Annotated in this window: 18 protein-coding genes; 4 read left to right on the forward strand and 14 right to left on the reverse strand. The window is 41.1% G+C overall.

Going from position 1 to position 17,299, the window contains the following annotated elements:
• Positions 1-53: 53 nt before the first annotated feature.
• From rplS to ffh, 5 genes are all read right to left on the reverse strand, one after another.
• On the reverse strand, positions 54-398 hold the full coding sequence (rplS, locus tag CYCME_RS08370) for a 50S ribosomal protein L19 (RefSeq protein ID WP_015005664.1): 345 nt from the start codon (positions 396-398) through the stop codon (positions 54-56).
• Between the two features lie 3 nt (positions 399-401).
• Positions 402-1,163, reverse strand: coding sequence for a tRNA (guanosine(37)-N1)-methyltransferase TrmD (gene trmD, locus CYCME_RS08375; protein ID WP_016389535.1), 762 nt, complete (start codon positions 1,161-1,163; stop codon positions 402-404).
• 5 nt (positions 1,164-1,168) lie between these two features.
• Complete coding sequence (rimM, locus tag CYCME_RS08380) at positions 1,169-1,705, reverse strand: ribosome maturation factor RimM (RefSeq protein WP_020162031.1); 537 nt, start codon at positions 1,703-1,705, stop codon at positions 1,169-1,171.
• Positions 1,706-1,707: 2 nt separating this feature from the next.
• Positions 1,708-1,959 carry a 30S ribosomal protein S16 gene (gene rpsP, locus CYCME_RS08385; protein ID WP_015005661.1) on the reverse strand — a complete coding sequence of 84 codons (252 nt, stop codon included), beginning with the start codon at positions 1,957-1,959 and terminating at the stop codon, positions 1,708-1,710.
• Positions 1,960-2,089: 130 nt separating this feature from the next.
• Positions 2,090-3,457 carry a signal recognition particle protein gene (ffh, locus tag CYCME_RS08390; RefSeq protein WP_020932755.1) on the reverse strand — a complete coding sequence of 456 codons (1,368 nt, stop codon included), beginning with the start codon at positions 3,455-3,457 and terminating at the stop codon, positions 2,090-2,092.
• Between the two features lie 146 nt (positions 3,458-3,603).
• On the opposite strand from ffh, the gene CYCME_RS08395 reads away from it, so the two are divergent.
• On the forward strand, positions 3,604-4,431 hold the full coding sequence (locus tag CYCME_RS08395) for a cytochrome C assembly family protein (RefSeq protein WP_015005659.1): 828 nt from the start codon (positions 3,604-3,606) through the stop codon (positions 4,429-4,431).
• On the opposite strand, the gene CYCME_RS08400 is transcribed toward CYCME_RS08395, so the two are convergent.
• The 7 genes from CYCME_RS08400 to CYCME_RS08430 form a co-directional block, all read right to left on the reverse strand.
• Entirely contained in the window at positions 4,428-4,910 is a 483-nt protein-coding gene (locus tag CYCME_RS08400) for a low molecular weight protein-tyrosine-phosphatase (protein ID WP_035850431.1), read from the reverse strand. The two genes, CYCME_RS08395 and CYCME_RS08400, sit on opposite strands and share 4 nt — an antisense overlap.
• 299 nt (positions 4,911-5,209) lie before the next feature.
• Positions 5,210-5,968, reverse strand: a complete 759-nt coding sequence (gene kdsB, locus CYCME_RS08405) for a 3-deoxy-manno-octulosonate cytidylyltransferase (RefSeq protein WP_015005657.1) — start codon at positions 5,966-5,968, stop codon at positions 5,210-5,212.
• Position 5,969: 1 nt separating this feature from the next.
• The gene (locus tag CYCME_RS08410) at positions 5,970-6,161 is read right to left on the reverse strand and encodes a Trm112 family protein (RefSeq protein WP_015005656.1); all 192 of its coding nucleotides are present in this window, start codon (positions 6,159-6,161) and stop codon (positions 5,970-5,972) included.
• Positions 6,154-7,152: a tetraacyldisaccharide 4'-kinase gene (lpxK, locus tag CYCME_RS08415; protein ID WP_020932756.1), complete on the reverse strand. Its 999-nt coding sequence runs from the start codon at positions 7,150-7,152 to the stop codon at positions 6,154-6,156. Before lpxK ends, CYCME_RS08410 begins: the two co-directional genes overlap by 8 nt.
• Before the next feature lie 16 nt (positions 7,153-7,168).
• Positions 7,169-7,588 carry an ExbD/TolR family protein gene (locus CYCME_RS08420; RefSeq protein WP_015005654.1) on the reverse strand — a complete coding sequence of 140 codons (420 nt, stop codon included), beginning with the start codon at positions 7,586-7,588 and terminating at the stop codon, positions 7,169-7,171.
• 5 nt (positions 7,589-7,593) lie between these two features.
• Complete coding sequence (locus CYCME_RS08425; RefSeq protein ID WP_026362587.1) at positions 7,594-8,202, reverse strand: MotA/TolQ/ExbB proton channel family protein; 609 nt, start codon at positions 8,200-8,202, stop codon at positions 7,594-7,596.
• Between the two features lie 87 nt (positions 8,203-8,289).
• Positions 8,290-10,581: a DNA internalization-related competence protein ComEC/Rec2 gene (locus CYCME_RS08430; RefSeq protein ID WP_041932940.1), complete on the reverse strand. Its 2,292-nt coding sequence runs from the start codon at positions 10,579-10,581 to the stop codon at positions 8,290-8,292.
• A gap of 136 nt (positions 10,582-10,717) precedes the next feature.
• On the opposite strand from CYCME_RS08430, the gene CYCME_RS08435 reads away from it, so the two are divergent.
• Positions 10,718-11,239, forward strand: coding sequence for a DUF2062 domain-containing protein (locus CYCME_RS08435; protein WP_015005651.1), 522 nt, complete (start codon positions 10,718-10,720; stop codon positions 11,237-11,239).
• Here CYCME_RS08435 and lolD read toward each other — a convergent pair.
• Together lolD and CYCME_RS08445 are read right to left on the reverse strand one after the other, a co-directional pair.
• The gene (lolD, locus tag CYCME_RS08440) at positions 11,207-11,887 is read right to left on the reverse strand and encodes a lipoprotein-releasing ABC transporter ATP-binding protein LolD (RefSeq protein ID WP_015005650.1); all 681 of its coding nucleotides are present in this window, start codon (positions 11,885-11,887) and stop codon (positions 11,207-11,209) included. The two genes, CYCME_RS08435 and lolD, sit on opposite strands and share 33 nt — an antisense overlap.
• Positions 11,880-13,127 (reverse strand): lipoprotein-releasing ABC transporter permease subunit, encoded by a 1,248-nt coding sequence (locus CYCME_RS08445; protein WP_020162026.1) that lies wholly within the window; start codon positions 13,125-13,127, stop codon positions 11,880-11,882. The genes lolD and CYCME_RS08445 overlap by 8 nt, the downstream gene beginning before the upstream one ends.
• A gap of 115 nt (positions 13,128-13,242) precedes the next feature.
• Here CYCME_RS08445 and CYCME_RS08450 point away from each other — a divergent pair, with 115 nt between their 5' ends.
• Together CYCME_RS08450 and mfd are read left to right on the forward strand one after the other, a co-directional pair.
• Positions 13,243-13,545, forward strand: a complete 303-nt coding sequence (locus CYCME_RS08450; protein WP_015005648.1) for a hypothetical protein — start codon at positions 13,243-13,245, stop codon at positions 13,543-13,545.
• 358 nt (positions 13,546-13,903) lie between these two features.
• Positions 13,904-17,299, forward strand: a complete 3,396-nt coding sequence (gene mfd / locus CYCME_RS08455; RefSeq protein ID WP_020932758.1) for a transcription-repair coupling factor — start codon at positions 13,904-13,906, stop codon at positions 17,297-17,299.

Consider the following 17,299-nt stretch of genomic DNA (forward strand, 5'->3'; position numbering starts at 1 on the left):
GCTAACGATTAACTAATCGTCATTAAAGCAACTTAGTTACTTTAAATATAATGCTATAGCTTTTCTTTAATACGAGCCGCTTTACCACGTAACTCACGAAGATAATAAAGTTTCGCACGTCTAACTGAACCACGTCTTTTCACTTCAACACCAGCAATCAATTTACTATATGTTTGAAAAACACGCTCAACACCTTCGCCGTGTGAGATTTTACGAACTGTAAATGCTGAATTTACGCCACGATTACGTTTTGCAATCACAATCCCTTCAAACGCCTGAATACGCTCTGTGGTGCCTTCTTTAACTTTAACCTTCACAACGACCGTATCACCTGAACTAAATGCAGGCAATTCATTAGTCATTTGTTCCGCTTCAATTTGTGCAATTATATTACTCATTTTTTATTCCTTAGTTTTAACTCTTTGATTATTTGATTCTTTTATAAACTCGTCAAGTAACGACTGTTGATGCTTATTTAAGACAATTTTGTCTAATAAGTCAGGTCGTTTTTGCCACGTTTTTCCTAACCGCTGTTTTTCTCGCCATTGAGCAATTTTTTCATGGTGCCCACTTAACAACACACTTGGTACTGACTTTCCTTCAAACTCATCTGGTCGCGTATAGTGAGGGTGATCTAACAAACCCTCAACAAACGAGTCTTCAACAGCCGAACATTCGTGCCCTAACACCGTTGGTAAGCTCCTAGACACTGCATCTATCAATACCAATGCAGGTAACTCACCACCACTCAGTACAAAATCACCAATCGACCATTCTTCATCGATATAATCTTCTAGCAGCCTTTCATCAACACCTTCATACCGACCCGCCAACAACACTAGATGTGAGAATTCAGCCAAATATTCAACACCTTGTTGATCTAGTTTTCGCCCCTGAGGACTTAAATAAATCACCTTTGATGGCTTATCAATCTGTCTTACCGCTGTTTGTATTGCTTTTTTCAACGGTTCGACCTTCATCACCATGCCAGGACCTCCACCAAAAGGGCGGTCATCTACCGTTCGGTGTACATCTTTCGTAAAATCCCTAGGGTTCCACGTTTTTAACTGCACCTTACCAGCGTCTATCGCTTTACCAACAACACCCATAGATGCCGCTTGTTCAAACAACTCAGGAAATAACGTTATAACATCAAAACGCATGGACGTTAAAAGTCTAACTCCCAATCAACAACCATCTGTTGCGCTTCCAAATCAACAGACCTTACTACCTGGCCTGTAACATAAGGGATTAACCGCTCTTTATCTCCCTTAACAACAATAACGTCATTCGCTCCGGTTTCAAGCAAATGATCAATCATTCCAAAATCATCTCCTTTTGTTGAGACAACTTTCAAACCAATCAGGTCAGACCAGTAATACTCACCTTTCTCTAAGGTTGGCAACTGATCTGGCTTAATATAAATATCAGAACCAACCCACAATTCAGCCTCATTTCTATCATCAACATCCTCTAATTGGACGATGATTGTTTTTCCGTGTGGCTTACCTGCTTTTATTTTAACTTGCTTACGAACCTTATTTCGCTCTATATACCAAGGTTGGTAAGACAGTATATTTTCTTTTTTATCTGTGTTTGCGTAGACCTTTAACCAGCCTTTAACGCCAAACACACCAGAGATATTCCCTAGTTTTAGCCAGCTGCTTTCTTTCTGTATTTGTTCTTTTTTTGTTACTTGTGTCACCTTTAAGCGGCAGTTTCAGCAGCCTCTTTTACAAGCTTTGCAACACGCTCGCTTGTTTGGGCGCCTTGAGCAACCCAATGGTCTACACGATCAGTATCGAGTGTTAAACGAACTTCGCCACCAGTAGCTCTTGGGTTGTAATAACCCACTCTTTCGATGTATCGACCATCGCGACTTCTGCGACTATCTGCAACAACAACGTGATAGAAAGGACGTTTTTTCGCGCCAGTTCTTGAAAGACGTATCTTTACCATTTATTTTCCTTAAATTCTGTTTTATAAATCTTAATTAGGTTAACTCGTTAATTTTACGCGAATTATTTAATTTGGTGAAGTTTTTTTCATTATTCCACCTAATAATTACTAAAATTCGATGCCTTTGCAGTTATTGGAAAGGGAAACCTTGCCCTTGCCCCATCTGGCCTTTCAATCCACGCATCATTTTAGCCATGCCGCCTTTTGACATTTTTTTCATCATTTTTTGTGCCTGCTTGTACTGTTTCATAAGTTTATTAACATCTTGAACTTGTAAGCCTGCACCTGCCGCAATTCGCTTTCTTCTTGAACCATTAATCAAAGTTGGAAATATTTTTTCCTTTTTGGTCATAGAGTTAATTAATGCAATTTGTCTTGTAAACTCTTTATCATTGACTTGGCTTTTCACATTTTGGGGAACATTCGACATACCAGGAATTTTATCCATCATTGCACTCATACCACCCATTTCCATCATTTGACTTAATTGATCTTTATAATCGTCTAAATCAAACCCTTTACCTTTTTGAATTTTTTTTGCTAACTTCTCAGCCTTGTTTTTATCAACTTTGCGTTCAATCTCTTCAACTAAACTTAACGCATCGCCCATACCTAACAAGCGTGAAGCCACTCGATCAGGGTGGAAAGGCTCTAAAGCATCTATTTTTTCACCAACTCCTAAAAACTTAATCGGCTTACCTGTTATTTGACGAATAGATAAGGCAGCACCGCCTCTTGCATCACCATCTGTTTTAGTTAACACGACCCCCGTCAACGGCAACACATCATTAAATGCCTTTGCCGTATTTGCGGCATCTTGCCCGGTCATACTATCGACAACAAAAAGTGTTTCAGCAGGATTAGCAGCCATATGAACCTGACGAATTTCATTCATCATTTCATCATCCACATGTAAACGACCCGCCGTATCAACAATCAACACATCGCTAAATTCCTTTTTTGCTTGTGCAATTGCGTTATTGACAATATCAACTGGTTTTTGGTCGGCTGAACTTGGGTAAAAACCCGCCCCTACTTCTGTCGCTAATGTTTGTAGCTGATCAATTGCAGCAGGGCGATACACATCAGCACTAGCTACCATTACTGATTTTTTGTGGCGCTCCATTAACAGACGAGACAATTTAGCAACCGTTGTGGTTTTACCTGACCCTTGCAAACCAGCCATCAAAATGACGACCGGTGGAGTAGCCGACAGGTTTAATGACTCATTGCCATCGCCCATCGTTTTAACTAATTCGTCATTAACAATTTTGAGCAACGCTTGACCAGGTGACAGACTTTGCATCACCTCTTGACCTAACGCTTTTTGCTTAACTGTATAAGTAAAGGCTTTAACGACTGGAAGAGCGACATCTGCTTCCAACAAGGCCATTCTGACCTCGCGCATTGTGTCTTGAATATTGTCTTCTGTTAAACGCCCTTGCCCCCGGATATTTTTAAAGGTGGCATTAAGACGGTCTGTTAAGTTATCAAACATGATTATTACCTTAAAAATGTATTAGTGGTATTTTCGCACGTCTTTACGTCCTGTGCAGTTGATTTTATAGCTTAAAAGTCAGATAAAGAGATAATTTTGAACATCAGTACTTCTACCAAACGGTGCTTTATGACACACTATCGTTTATGCTTTTTTCCCTTACGATTTTTAATACCTTAACCGTTGTTAGCGCCCTTTTATACATTATTGGCGCCTGTCTTATTGTTGTTAATCTAAATAGCACAGAGCCTACGTTTAAGAGCCAACGTCAATGGGTCTTAATCTCTGCTATTTTAGCCATTGTTATACATACATCACTGGTTGCCCATAGCTATAGCGTCAACCAAATTATTGCCAACGATTTATTTAGCATGCTTTCATTGGTTTTTTTGGTGATCGGTTTATTATTTATTATCTCAGCAGCAAATCAATCTATAGAGACTCTATCGATTATTATTTTTCCTTTTTCTGCGCTCGCTGTTTTACTAAACTTTAATAATGCATCACCACCCTTACCAACTAGCAACCTAGATGGTGGTTTACAAGCGCACATCATTTTATCCGTTTTATCGTACAGCTTATTAACTGTTGCCGCGTTTCAATCCATTCTGCTTTCGCTTCAAGAAAAACAATTGCATAACCGTCACCCAAGTCGATTAATCAATTGTTTGCCGCCTATGCAACTGATGGAAAGCCTACTGTTTAGAACCATCTTTTTAGGTATGCTTTTGTTAACCTTTGCTCTTGCAAGTGGCTTTATTTTTCTTGATGATATTTTTGCCCAACATTTAGTTCATAAAACCTTCCTATCAATTATTGCTTGGGTTTTATTTGCCGCATTATTAGGTGGCCGATATTTTTTTGGCTGGCGTGGACAAAAGGCAGTTAAGTGGACCTATGGTGGTTACTTTGCTTTGATGTTAGCTTATTTTGGCAGTAAGTTCGTCTTACAAATGCTCTTAAATCAAGGTTAACGCGTCAGCTTTTCTTCCAATTCCAGCATCAAACCTTCACAAGCATCCTCAATCAAATCTAATACTCGCTCAAAACCATTTCCTTGACCATAATATGGGTCAGGCACTTCCTTAAGCGATGTGCGTGTTGCAAAGTCCAATATAAATTTAATCTTATGCCGGTGCTCTTTCGGGCACGATTCTAAAGTTAAATAGTAGTTATCTTTGTCTGCCACCAGCAAATAATCAAACTCTTCAAAATCATAATCATCTAACTGTCGTGCTTTTAAATCGTGCAAATCAATGCCACGTTCATGCGCCGCTTGTACTGACCTTGGATCAGGACTTTTACCGATGTGATAAGCATGCGTCCCAGCCGAGTCCACATGAATTGAATGCTGAAACCCTTTTGCCTTGACCATTTCTCGAAAAACACCATGAGCAGTCGGGGACCTGCAAATATTACCCATGCAAATAAAGAGTACTTTTATTGCTTCCATATCACCTTGAAAACTAATTAATCGTTTAAATTTATACAAATAGCGAAAACACATTGCTAACTAGTTACAAATTCAATCATTCTAATAAGCATGCCATTCGCTTTATATTAGCACTGAGATGGTCATCGACCAAAATTCACGACAGTTTACTTCTCAACCAGCAAATGAGTTACACATCAGCACGGTTTTGCGATTGATCTGGAACTACACGACAACATGCGTATACGGCTTATAAATTTGAACCTTTTTAGGCACTCAAGAGCTAGAAACAGCTCCACGTATAATATTATGCGTTGTTATTACACGCTCAATAAGGCATTAATTCTATCTAAATCAGCCTGTGTATCCACTCCAGCTTCAGGCACTTTCTCTACCGCAGGCACGATAATTCTCTCGCCTTGGTACAAAATCCTCAGCTGTTCAAGCGATTCAATTTGTTCAAGTGCACATACAGGCCATGTAATATAACGCCTCAAAAAGCCGGCGGTATAACTATAAATACCGATGTGTCTAAAATGCTCACCTTGGCCACTGCCTGCTTTAACAGGAAATGCATCACGATCCCAGGGAATAGGGGCTCGGCTAAAATACAGTGCATACCCCTTTGCATCACGAACCACTTTTACCGCATTCGGGTTAAAAACTTCTGCCAATTCAAAGATAGGGGCGCATAAACTAGCTACTTGAGCCACCTCTTGCTCCATTAACGCTATTGCAGCTCGCTTGATTAATTCTGGTGGGATTAACGGCTCATCACCTTGGCAATTCACCACTACCGTGTCATCCTTCCATTGCAGTGTATTCGCGACTTCGGCTAAACGTTCTGTGCCACTGGTATGTTTTGCAGATGTCATCACCGCATTAAAGCCGGCTTGTTTAACACAGTCGACAATACGCTCATCATCCGTTGCCACGACAACTTCTTGCGCTCCCGCTAAGGAGGCCTTCTCGCAAACATGTAAGATCATCTCTTTTCCAGCTATCTTTAATAGTGGTTTGCCGGGCAGCCGAGATGAACCATAACGGGCAGGAATTACAACTTTAAAGGTATTCACCATTTTATGACCTCAGCGCGTCAGCCTCATCAGCGCTCAGCTCCCTCGCCTCATTAATCAACATAATCGGAATATCATCGCGGACCGTATAAGCAAGCCGGCACGGTATACACACTAATTCTTGTTCCTCTTGTACGTACACCAAACTCGACTTACAAGAGGGGCACGCCAATATTTCCAGTAGTTTCTTATCCATTTATTTTCTCTTTTATCAATGATAATAACGTTAAGCCAAAATTCTGTGTCATTTGCGCTTTGATTGGCACATACCAGTGTTTTCTAGTCGCCATATGCGTACATTTCACAGCATCTTTTTCGGTCATCAGCACCTGCTTTTCATCATTAAAGTTTATATCTTTTTCGGTGTACTTATAGTGATCTGGAAAAATATGTGGTTCAAAAGAAAGGTTAAATTTCTTTAAATGTGAAAAGAATCGAGAGGGGTTACCTAAACCCGCTATCGCGTGACATTCTGCTGCTCTAAAGCTCTGCAAATCAAGTCGTTCAGACTCATTCACTAGCATTACCGCCTCACTGCCATCTACCCTCAATGGGTATTCATGCTTATTTGCAAGCCCATTACAGACAATAAAATCAACTGATTCTAATCGCTCGACAGGTTCACGCAATGGCCCAGCGGGCAGTAAATAACGATTACCATAGCGACGCTCCCCATCAACTACGGCAATTTCAATATCTCGTTGCAATGCATAATGCTGAAGCCCATCATCTGAGATAATAATATCGCAGTGATGGTGGTCTATTAACGCTTGTGCGCTATCCGCTCGGCTAGGCCCTACCGCCACCGGGCATTGCGTTCGTCTTGCTAATATTTTTGCCTCATCACCGACCACTCTTGAGTCGCTGTCCTCTCGTACTTGCTGGGGCCAACTAGATGCGATACCACCATAACCACGACTAATAACGCCCGGCTTATAGCCAGCAGACTTTAACAGTTCGGCTACCCAAATCACGATAGGCGTTTTACCAGTTCCACCGACGGTAATATTACCGACCACAATAACCGGCACATTTAAACAAGTTGACCTTAACCAGCCTTTTTTATAGAGCCAAGCACGTAGCTTAACAATGCCCCCAAACAACCATGATAATGGAACGAACAATAGGGCAACAGGGCGTTGCCCATACCACATACTATCAATAAACCGACTTATTTTATGACTCATAAAACGTTAAACTACGTTATTGCTTTGGCACAGGCTGGTTCGCCGCAAACGTAATGTTTACAAAACCTAACTGACCAGCGGCATCTAATACCGTAATCACCGATTGATGTGTCGCTTGACCATCTGCACTAATTAACAACGGTGGGTTCTTTTGATCTCCCGCAGCCTGCTTTAATGCTTTCTTGATAGTCTCCAAGCCTGAGTTGACGAGCTCTTTGTCGTTAATAAAAAAACGACTTTTTGAATCAATACTGACCTCTAAGGTTTTAGTCGCTTGCTTTTGCTCACCAGAGGCTTGCGGTAATTCAATTTTTAACTGTGTTTCACGATCAAACGTTGTTGTGACCATGAAGAAGATCAATAATAAAAAAACGACATCTATTAGAGGGGTTAAATTAAGATCAAAACCTTCTCTGTTTTTACGCTTAAAATTCATCTGGTTTACTCACGTTCCCCGTGCATCATTTCAACCAACTTAAGCGCCTCACTTTCCATTTTTATCACCAACTCATCAACCTTACCCCTAAAATAGCGATAAAACATTAATGAAGGAATCGCCACAGACATCCCCGAAGCCGTTGTGATTAATGCTTGAGAAATACCCCCCGCCAATACAGTAGGGTCCCCCACACCATTTGCTGTAATAGCAGCAAAAACATTAATCATCCCGATAACGGTGCCTAATAGGCCTAATAAGGGTGTAATTGACGCAATTGTACCAAGAGAGTTTAAATACCTTTCAAGCTCGTGTGCTACTTGGCGCCCTACTTCTTCTATGCTTTCACGCATAATTTCGCGGCCATGAGATTGATTAATAATGCCCGCCGCTAAGACACGACCAAGGGGTGAGCTATTCGAGAGGCTTCTCACTTTGCTGTTATCCAACTGGTTAGCCTTATGTAAAGACCATACAGAAGAAACCAGTTCACGCGGGAGTATTTTCTCACTATTTAATGACCAGAAACGTTCACCAATTATCGCCAATGAAACAATTGAACACGCAATAATTGGAACCATTAACCAACCACCTGACATCAAAATTTCTAGCACAGCACCCTCAATTTTCAATAATTTAATTACGCTGTCATATTACTGTATTTTTAAACTCTATTCACCTTTACAACCCGTTAAAATTTTTTAATGTCTCCAATTCCAAAACTTAGCCGTTTGCTCTCTAACACTTTCTATTCGAGGACCTTGATGATTGTAGAAACGTACTATAATTGCACCATGACGAGCCGTATCTAATCGACGACTACCTTGTTTTTCATATCGCTCGATAACCTCCTGCTTTGGAAACCCAAACCGGTTTTTATAACCAACTGGAAACAAAACAACATCAGGATCAACAGCCTTTATAAATTTTTCACTAGAAGATGTAGTACTACCATGATGAGGGGCAATCATTACATCTGCCTTCAATTGATGCCCTTTATATTGCAACAATGAATATTCCGCGCTTTTTTCGATATCGCCAGTTAATAAAACGCTGCCATTTACTGAACTGACCTTTAACACGCAAGATGCATTATTCCCTTCAAATAAGTTATCCGCAGAAGGGTTTATAAATTCAAATAAAACACCATTCAAATGCCAACTGATAGTATTTTCACAAGGCAAAGGGTTATACCCCTTAAATAGTTCAGGAACACTGGTATAAAGGCGATTAACATCAAAGGTATTTAAAACGGTTTGCGCGCCACCTGCGTGATCATTATCCCCATGGCTAATAATTAATTGTTTTATTTGTTTTGTTCTAACCGAATTCAAATATGGAACAAGAACTCGAGATGCCAAATCGCTCTTTTCGCTATATTTAGCACCTGTGTCAAATACCAAGGTATTATCTGCGCTATGAACAACCGCCGATAAACCCTGACCCACATCCAGTAAAACCAGCTTAAACTCGCCATAAGCTAAACTTTTCTCATGTATTGGAAACAACACCGGCAAAAAAAGAACACAAACTAAAGACTTAGGAATAAAACCTTTAGGCATCAATAAAAACACAACACCCACCATTGCGGTAATACAGGCAAAAATGGATACCTCCGGCATCATTAAGGTTGAATAGTCTACTGAAGCGAGGGCCTCTAAAAACTGCCATAAAACATCTATTAACAACGCTGAAAACTTTAAGGCATAAGCACCTGCAGATGGGGCTATCAATGCGATTAACAACGCAATAATTAACATTGGAACAATAGCAAAACTTACAAACGGTATGGCAACAATATTAGCCAACGGCGCAACCAATGAAACTTCATGAAAAAAATACAGCACCAATGGCATCAAACCAATCGACACCCACCACTGGGCATACAATAACTGTTTTATAAAACCAACTTTTTCCATACGCCCTACCACAGCATGCAGAATGATAAAAACCGCGCAAAACGACAACCAAAAACCAACCGACATAGGCGCCAAAGGGTCGTAAATTAACACCGCCAGCAAAGCCATTGAAATCACATGGAAAGGATTGTAATGTCGTTGCCAAAAAACACCTCCCATTATCACCACCAACATAATGAGAGCTCTTTGCGTTGGAATAGAGAACCCCGCCAACGCTGCATACCCAGTTGCTGCTGCTATGCTTACAATAATCGCACAGCGAGTCGCGCTCCCAGGTAGAGTTGGCAGTCTAAGTACAAACCAGCGAACAACGCCAAAAAATAAAGCACTTACCAAACCAATATGCAAACCCGAGATAGCCATCAAATGGGAAGTCCCAGTTTGCCGAAAAACGCGCCACTCACCAGCCGTAATAGATTGCCTATCGCCCAACACTAAGGCATTGATAATACCGGCCTGTTGTTGCTCATTAAGCGCCTCCTCTAAATATTTTTTTAACGATTCTCGCCAGTAACCAATAACCCAACGAGAAGCTTCACCCATCCGTTGATTGTTAGTGCTTTTTCGAACATAACCGGTTGCTCCTATTTGTTGCTGAAATAGCCATTTTTCAAAATCAAACCCATGTGGATTTATCAACCCATGCGGTCTTTTTAGCTTTACTAATAACTGCCACCTTTCAGCAGAGCGCACTTGTTTATCTAGGTTATACCAATTGAGTCTAATTTTTGTTGGGAAGGCAACGATATTAGCAGGGCTTAGCACCTTATCCACCTTAAACAAAAAGCCAGTTGAGCGATCGGTTTGTATTGGCAGGCCAATGACTTGGCCACTTATCAGTACTTCTTTAGACTCTAAGTCTCTTGGCAAACCATTATTGTTTATCCAAGCAGCGTACCCAGTAGCCATAACAAAACCAAACAATAAAAAACTCAACCATTTGGCCCACTTATATACCCCTAATGCAACAAAAAAGGCTAAAATTAAAATGTATATTGGTGGTAAGGCGATTAACAATTGCACCGGTAAAATGCCTATGCAAAAAAACAACGTCATTTGTTGAAATTTATTCATTTAGCCGCATCCATGCTCTGCTACACTTGGCTTGCTTGGTCAACTCACAAGCACCCATCGTTATGACTTTTCCACCCTTGATTATTAAGCCCAATCAAACAAAGGTATCTTAAATTTAAGCTGTTTTTATCGTCACATGCCAAAAAGATTCATTAAAAAATACTTCCCCAACAATACATCGATAAAGGAACACAAACACCTAAAGGTCTTTGGTAGCTTATTACATAATCAAAACTTGTGGCACCTTAACCGCCGCTCTTTTGCAGGGGCGATTGCGACAGGTCTATTTATTGCTTTTATTCCCTTACCCACACAAATGTTAATTGCCGCAGCGGCAGCCATTTTTTTACAGGTTAACCTACCGGTTTCTGTTGCCACCGTTTGGGTCAGTAACCCGGTCACCATGCCCCCTCTTTTTTATGCCGCATACTCGGTTGGTGCGACCCTTATGGAAGTCCCAATAGAGGCCCATGAATTTTCATTTTCAGTAGCCTTTATTCTCGACACTTTGGGGGCTAGCTGGAAGCCTTTTTTACTTGGTTGTTTTATATTGGGTTCTGCAACATCTGCCGTCGGCTATGTTCTTGCTCGTATTATTTGGAGACTTGCTGTTATCAAAAAATGGTTAGCTCGTAAGCATTCCATCATCAAGCGTTAAAACCCTATCCATTTTATTTGCTAACTCATGATCATGTGTCACTAACAGCAAACTAATATTGAGGCGTTGATTCAACTCCAACATTAATTCATAAATTTGCTCGGCTGTTTTTTTATCCAAATTACCCGTTGGCTCATCTGCCAAGACACAAGCTGGTTGTGTAACTAACGCACGCGCAATAGCAACACGCTGCCGTTCACCACCAGACAATTCACCATAACGGTGCTTTATCCTACTTTCTAAGCCTACCTGCTTGAGCATCTCGTCTGCTTTTTCTTGGGCAAGTGCAACACTCTCGCCACCTATCAACAAAGGCATCGCCACATTTTCCAAGGCACTAAACTCTGCCAGCAAATGATGAAACTGATACACGAACCCTAAACATTTATTTCTTAATGATGAACGCTCCACTTCTGTGAGTGTGGTCAGGTTTACGCCATTCATCATCACTTCACCTGAGGTCGGTTGATCTAGCCCCCCTAACAAATGCAACAAGGTGCTTTTACCCGAACCGGACGACCCCATAATAGCAACTCGATCGCCCTGCTTTAGGCTTAAATCAATCCCTTTGAGCACAGGTACAATCAGGTCTTTTTCACCAAACGTTTTGGTCAGTCCTGAACAACTTAAAAAAACGTCATTATTCATACCGTAATGCCTCCGCAGGGTTCACTCGTGACGCCTGCCAAGCAGGGTAAAGCGTTGAAACAAAAGATAATAAAAATGAATACGTCGCTATGGTGGTCACATCCGACCAAACTAATTTTGACGGTAACTCACTAATGTAATAGATATCAGCGGGTAAGAACTGAACATGAAAGAATTGCTCAATGGTATGCACGATCATTTCAACATTTAACGCCAAACCAACACCTGCAGCCACGCCAACAAGGGTGCCAATCAGACCAATTAATGTACCTTGAACCATAAACACACCCATCACAGAGCGAGGTGTTAACCCCAGTGTTCTTAAAATGGCAATTTCAGACTGTTTATCCGTGACGACCATTACTAACGTCGACACAATATTAAATGCCGCAACAGCGACAATTAACATCAATATGATAAACATCACGCGCTTTTCAGTTTTAATCGCCTTAAAGAAATTACTGTGTTCCATCGTCCAATTAGAAATACTGTAATTCGGTGTCAGTGTTTGCGCAATTTTGCCGGTTACAACAGGCGCTTGAAACAGGTCATGCAACTTCACCCTAACCCCTGTCACGCCTTTGTTTAAACGTAACAGTTTTGAACCATCATCAAGATGAATAAAGGCTAAATTTCGATCGTACTCATACATGCCCACTTCAAACTCACCGACAACCGTAAAGCGACGCAATCTAGGCAATATACCTGCTGGCGTCGGCGTAACTTGTGGTGTGATGACAGTCACTTTATCACCCACACCCACACGTAAATAACGAGCTAATTCCGACCCAAGGACTATACCAAACTCCTTTGGTTTTAATAATTCCAAACGACCTTCAACCATTTTCTGGTTAATATCAGACACTTGATCTTCTTGCCCGGGTAACACACCCCTTAACAAGCTGCCGCTGACTCGTTGATTAGCACTTAACATTACTTCCGCTCTTACAAATGGTGCCCAGCCAGCCACATCATCAGTTTCACTTAATGTATCACCTAAGACTTGCCAGTCTTGCAATGCATTGTAGTATTCAGAAATGGTAACATGGGACGCCATCCCTAAAATCTTTTCACGTAATTGCGCCTCAAACCCGTTCATCACCGATAGTACTGTAATTAGCGCCATCACACCTAGCGCGACACCCAGCATAGATGTCATGCTAATAAACGATATAAACCCCGAACGTTGTTTTGCTCGTGTATAACGCAGGCCAATAAAAATTTCGAGTGGTTTAAACATAGGTGCGAATTAGATCATATATTTAATTTGTAAACCTAACTTACTGTCTAGAGAATTATCAACATTTCATCAAGAGGTGATATATTAATGCTGGAAAACATATAGGGATATCAACATGACGTTTAAAAAAATCATTTTAGCCAGCATTTTTTGTTTCACACCATTGATCACTCATGCTGACGTTTTACTTATTGACGTGATTAACAAGGAACCAGCGAACACGCCAGCCGGCTTATTGAGACCCAAAAATGGGCAATCAATGGATACCGTGATCTCTCAATTTGGCAACCCCATAAGAATATACCCTACTGTTGGCGAACCACCGATTACCCGATGGCAATATGTCAAATTTTCTGTTTATTTTGAACACAACCTTGTTATTCATAGTGTTGTTAACAAGCCAAAAAAAGCACTTTAAAATAATCGGCAAAGGCTAAAGTCAGTTATAAATCAATTACCTATATTGTAATTTGACTTTATACCTGTACGAGAAAACCCTCATAAAGCATATAACCACTGTGGTCTCACCGTCTTTGCTTTAGATTAAGGTGCTCAATAACACCCCTTATTCTTATTGAACACACAGCCCTACTCTATACATTACACACGAGCTAACCATCCACTAACTGGCTGGCATGATCAAAAGGCACTGTCTCAACCAGTCAACCTAACTATTTCCACTTAGCGCTTTATTTAAGCCAAATGAAATACACCCCTTGTTTTGTTTATGAGAAAATAATTCTTTTATTTTTTCCATTTTTTACGTCTACTCAGCTATGCCAAACCTACCTACAAAATCCACACAATCCATTTCTTGGGGAAAATTCGAAGGATGCTCTGATGCCTTAACCATCGCAAACGCAGGAATGGAGTCGGAGCAATTACTGGTGGTTATTTGTTCAGATACCCAATCGGCACTGAGATTAGAACGAGAAGTTCCTTTTTTTCTAACCACGCCTTTGCCGGTTATTTATTTTCCAGACTGGGAAGTCTTACCTTATGATAGCTTTTCTCCTCTAGGCGAAATTATTTCTGAAAGGCTAGCGACTTTATACAAACTGCAAAGCCTAAATAAAGGCATACTCATTGTCACCACCGCTTGCTTACTACAACGGCTAGCGCCACGTGATCAACTTTTAAATGAGTGCTTTTCACTCTCAACAGGTCAACAATTCAATATTGAAAAAACCCGCCTAAATCTAGATAAATTAGGCTACCAGAATGTGCACTCTGTTCATGAATATGGTGAATACTCCGTTCGAGGGGCTATTTTAGACATGTTCCCAATGGGCAGCAAAAAGCCCTATAGAATTGATTTGTTTGATGATGAAGTAGAGTCCATCCGTACGTTTGACACCGAAACCCAACGCTCCATTGATAAAGTTGACTCCATTCAACTATTTCCCGCAAGAGAATTCCCTATTAATGACAAAAGCATTCAACTTTTTCGCCAACAATTTAGAGACCAGTTCCCAAATGTGTCTGATAAGAACACCTTATATCAACAAGTCTCTAAAGGTAATATCCCTAATGGTATAGAAAACTATTTGCCCTTATTTGTAGAACATACCGAATCATTTTTTGATTACATCCCGAAGGCCACTCTCATCTTGCACGGTGATATCTTAGCTGCTGGAGAAACATTTGCCACACAGGTCATTGAGCGATTTCAACACAGGCAACGTGATATTGATCGCCCGGCATTACGCCCAGAATTACTGTTTCACGACTTAGAGAGCCTGCAACAAAGAATGGCCAACTACCCCTCTGCTTCATTACAAAGTGACATCCATGAAACAGAAAAAACAGCCTTAATCAATACCGATAAAAATGACCAGGCACACCCTTTATTAGACTTATTAAACATACAAAAACATAAAACTTTGTTTGTTGCGGAGTCTGCGGGGCATCGTGAATCAATGCGTCAGCAACTACAAAAACTAAATGTACGCCCTACCCTCGTTGAAGATTGGGCGACGTTTGTTCAAAACGATGTATCCCCCTGCATTGTCGTTGCACCGATAGACGAAGGCCTTAGCTCCTCTACCGTCAGCATCATTACGGAAAACAACCTATTAGGCACACGTGTTCAACAACGTAGACGCAGACGGTCCTCCTCTAACCAACGACTTGAAAATGTATTTAACAGCTTAGCCGACCTTGAAATCGGCTCCCCTGTTGTTCACCAAGAACATGGTGTTGGTCGATACATCGGCTTGAAGCACTTAGTTGTAGACGAGATTGAAACCGAATTTTTAACCTTAGAATATGCCAATAGCGATAAACTCTATGTGCCTGTTTCATCGCTTAATTTAATTGGTCGATACATGGGCACCCAAGGGGATAGCGCCCCATTACACCGATTGGGTAGTGATCAGTGGGAAAAAGCACGCAAAAAAGCACTGAAACGTGCACGCGATGTCGCCGCAGAATTATTAGACATCCATGCTCGACGCGCCGCCAAACCTGGCCGCCCAATGGTTACTGAATCAACCGAGTACGATAACTTTGCCCGTGCATTTCCGTTCGAAGAAACCGAAGATCAAGCAACCGCTATTGAACAAACACTACATGACATGAGCCTTGCTAAACCAATGGACCGTGTTGTTTGTGGTGATGTGGGGTTTGGTAAAACAGAAGTGGCTATGCGCGCGGCCTTCACCTGTGCCAATAATCACTACCAAACTGCCGTTTTAGTGCCAACCACCTTACTTGCTCAACAGCATTATCAGAATTTTTCCGACCGTTTTGCCGATTGGCCCATTCGCATTGAAGTACTTTCACGGTTTGTCAGCAGCAAAAAGCAAAATCAAATTATTGCTGATACCGCCGAAGGGAAAGTTGATATTCTTATTGGTACCCATAAATTATTACAAAAATCATTAACCTACAAAAACCTTGGTTTAGTGATTATTGATGAAGAACAACGCTTTGGCGTGCGCCATAAAGAATATTTAAAATCCATGCGCTCTGAAGTGGACATGCTTACACTCACCGCTACCCCAATACCCAGAACACTTAATCAAGCCATGTCTGGATTACGCGATATTTCCATCATTGCAACACCACCACCGAATAGACATGCTATCGAAACCTTTGTATCTGAATGGAATAGTGGACTGATTCAAGAGGCCTGCCAACGTGAGATAAGACGCGGCGGTCAACTGTTCGTTCTTCATAACGACATTGCTACAATGGATAGGGTTATTCGTGACATTGAAGAACTAGTACCCGACGCCAATATTCGAAAAGCACACGGGCAAATGCGTGAAAGCGAATTAGAGCATATCATGCTCGACTTTTATCACGCCCGATTTAACGTACTGGTGTCTACGACGATTATCGAAAATGGTATTGATTTACCCAATGCCAATACCATTATTATTAACCGCGCCGATAAACTCGGTTTATCTCAATTGCATCAATTAAGAGGTCGGGTTGGCCGCTCTCATCATCGTGCATACGCATACATGATCGTACCGCCAGAAGGTGTTATGACTAAAGATGCAAAAAAACGTATTGATGCAATCCAAAGCAGTGCCGACCTAGGTGCTGGCTTTACCTTATCAACGCACGATATGGAGATTCGTGGTGCGGGTGAGTTATTGGGCGACAACCAAAGTGGGGAAATCCAAGAAATTGGCTTTACCTTATATACCGAGTTACTGGATAACGCAGTAGCCGCAATAAAATCAGGTAAGCAACCAGAACTTGAAGAACGTATCGAAACAGGACCAGAAATAGACCTGTCTGCCAGCGCATTAATCCCCGATGATTATTTACCGGACGTTCACACACGTCTTGTGTTGTACAAACGAATTGCTAGTGCAGATGATGCAGAAGAACTAAGGGACTTACAAGTCGAGATGATAGATCGTTTTGGCCTTCTACCAGACAGCACAAAATGCCTCTTTGGTATCAGCGAGATAAAACAACAGGCTAAACGTATTGGTATTGATAAAATTGATTTTGCCAAATCCAATGGGCGATTAATATTTTCAAATGCCCCATCGATAGACCCTGCAAAAATAATTGAATTGATCCAAACACAACCACAAATTTTTAAATTGGATGGACCTCAAAAATTACGTTTTAGTAAAAAACTTAATACCACTGAAGAGAAAGTTGAGTTTATACTCGACCTCATTAACTCTATCGCATTGAGCAAGTAA

The organism is Cycloclasticus zancles 78-ME, assembly GCF_000442595.1.
Lineage (GTDB): Bacteria > Pseudomonadota > Gammaproteobacteria > Methylococcales > Cycloclasticaceae > Cycloclasticus > Cycloclasticus pugetii.

Bases quoted from the DNA above. Each gene is read 5' to 3' on its own strand.
- rplS (WP_015005664.1), bottom strand. From the start codon at position 398: ATGAGTAATATAATTGCACAAATTGAAGCGGAACAAATGACTAATGAA.
- trmD (WP_016389535.1), bottom strand. From the start codon at position 1,163: ATGCGTTTTGATGTTATAACGTTATTTCCTGAGTTGTTTGAACAAGCG.
- rpsP (WP_015005661.1), bottom strand. From the start codon at position 1,959: ATGGTAAAGATACGTCTTTCAAGAACTGGCGCGAAAAAACGTCCTTTC.
- ffh (WP_020932755.1), bottom strand. From the start codon at position 3,457: ATGTTTGATAACTTAACAGACCGTCTTAATGCCACCTTTAAAAATATC.
- CYCME_RS08395 (WP_015005659.1), top strand. From the start codon at position 3,604: ATGCTTTTTTCCCTTACGATTTTTAATACCTTAACCGTTGTTAGCGCC.
- CYCME_RS08400 (WP_035850431.1), bottom strand. From the start codon at position 4,910: ATGGAAGCAATAAAAGTACTCTTTATTTGCATGGGTAATATTTGCAGG.
- kdsB (WP_015005657.1), bottom strand. From the start codon at position 5,968: ATGGTGAATACCTTTAAAGTTGTAATTCCTGCCCGTTATGGTTCATCT.
- CYCME_RS08410 (WP_015005656.1), bottom strand. From the start codon at position 6,161: ATGGATAAGAAACTACTGGAAATATTGGCGTGCCCCTCTTGTAAGTCG.
- lpxK (WP_020932756.1), bottom strand. From the start codon at position 7,152: ATGAGTCATAAAATAAGTCGGTTTATTGATAGTATGTGGTATGGGCAA.
- CYCME_RS08420 (WP_015005654.1), bottom strand. From the start codon at position 7,588: ATGAATTTTAAGCGTAAAAACAGAGAAGGTTTTGATCTTAATTTAACC.
- CYCME_RS08430 (WP_041932940.1), bottom strand. From the start codon at position 10,581: ATGAATAAATTTCAACAAATGACGTTGTTTTTTTGCATAGGCATTTTA.
- CYCME_RS08435 (WP_015005651.1), top strand. From the start codon at position 10,718: ATGCCAAAAAGATTCATTAAAAAATACTTCCCCAACAATACATCGATA.
- lolD (WP_015005650.1), bottom strand. From the start codon at position 11,887: ATGAATAATGACGTTTTTTTAAGTTGTTCAGGACTGACCAAAACGTTT.
- CYCME_RS08445 (WP_020162026.1), bottom strand. From the start codon at position 13,127: ATGTTTAAACCACTCGAAATTTTTATTGGCCTGCGTTATACACGAGCA.
- CYCME_RS08450 (WP_015005648.1), top strand. From the start codon at position 13,243: ATGACGTTTAAAAAAATCATTTTAGCCAGCATTTTTTGTTTCACACCA.
- mfd (WP_020932758.1), top strand. From the start codon at position 13,904: ATGCCAAACCTACCTACAAAATCCACACAATCCATTTCTTGGGGAAAA.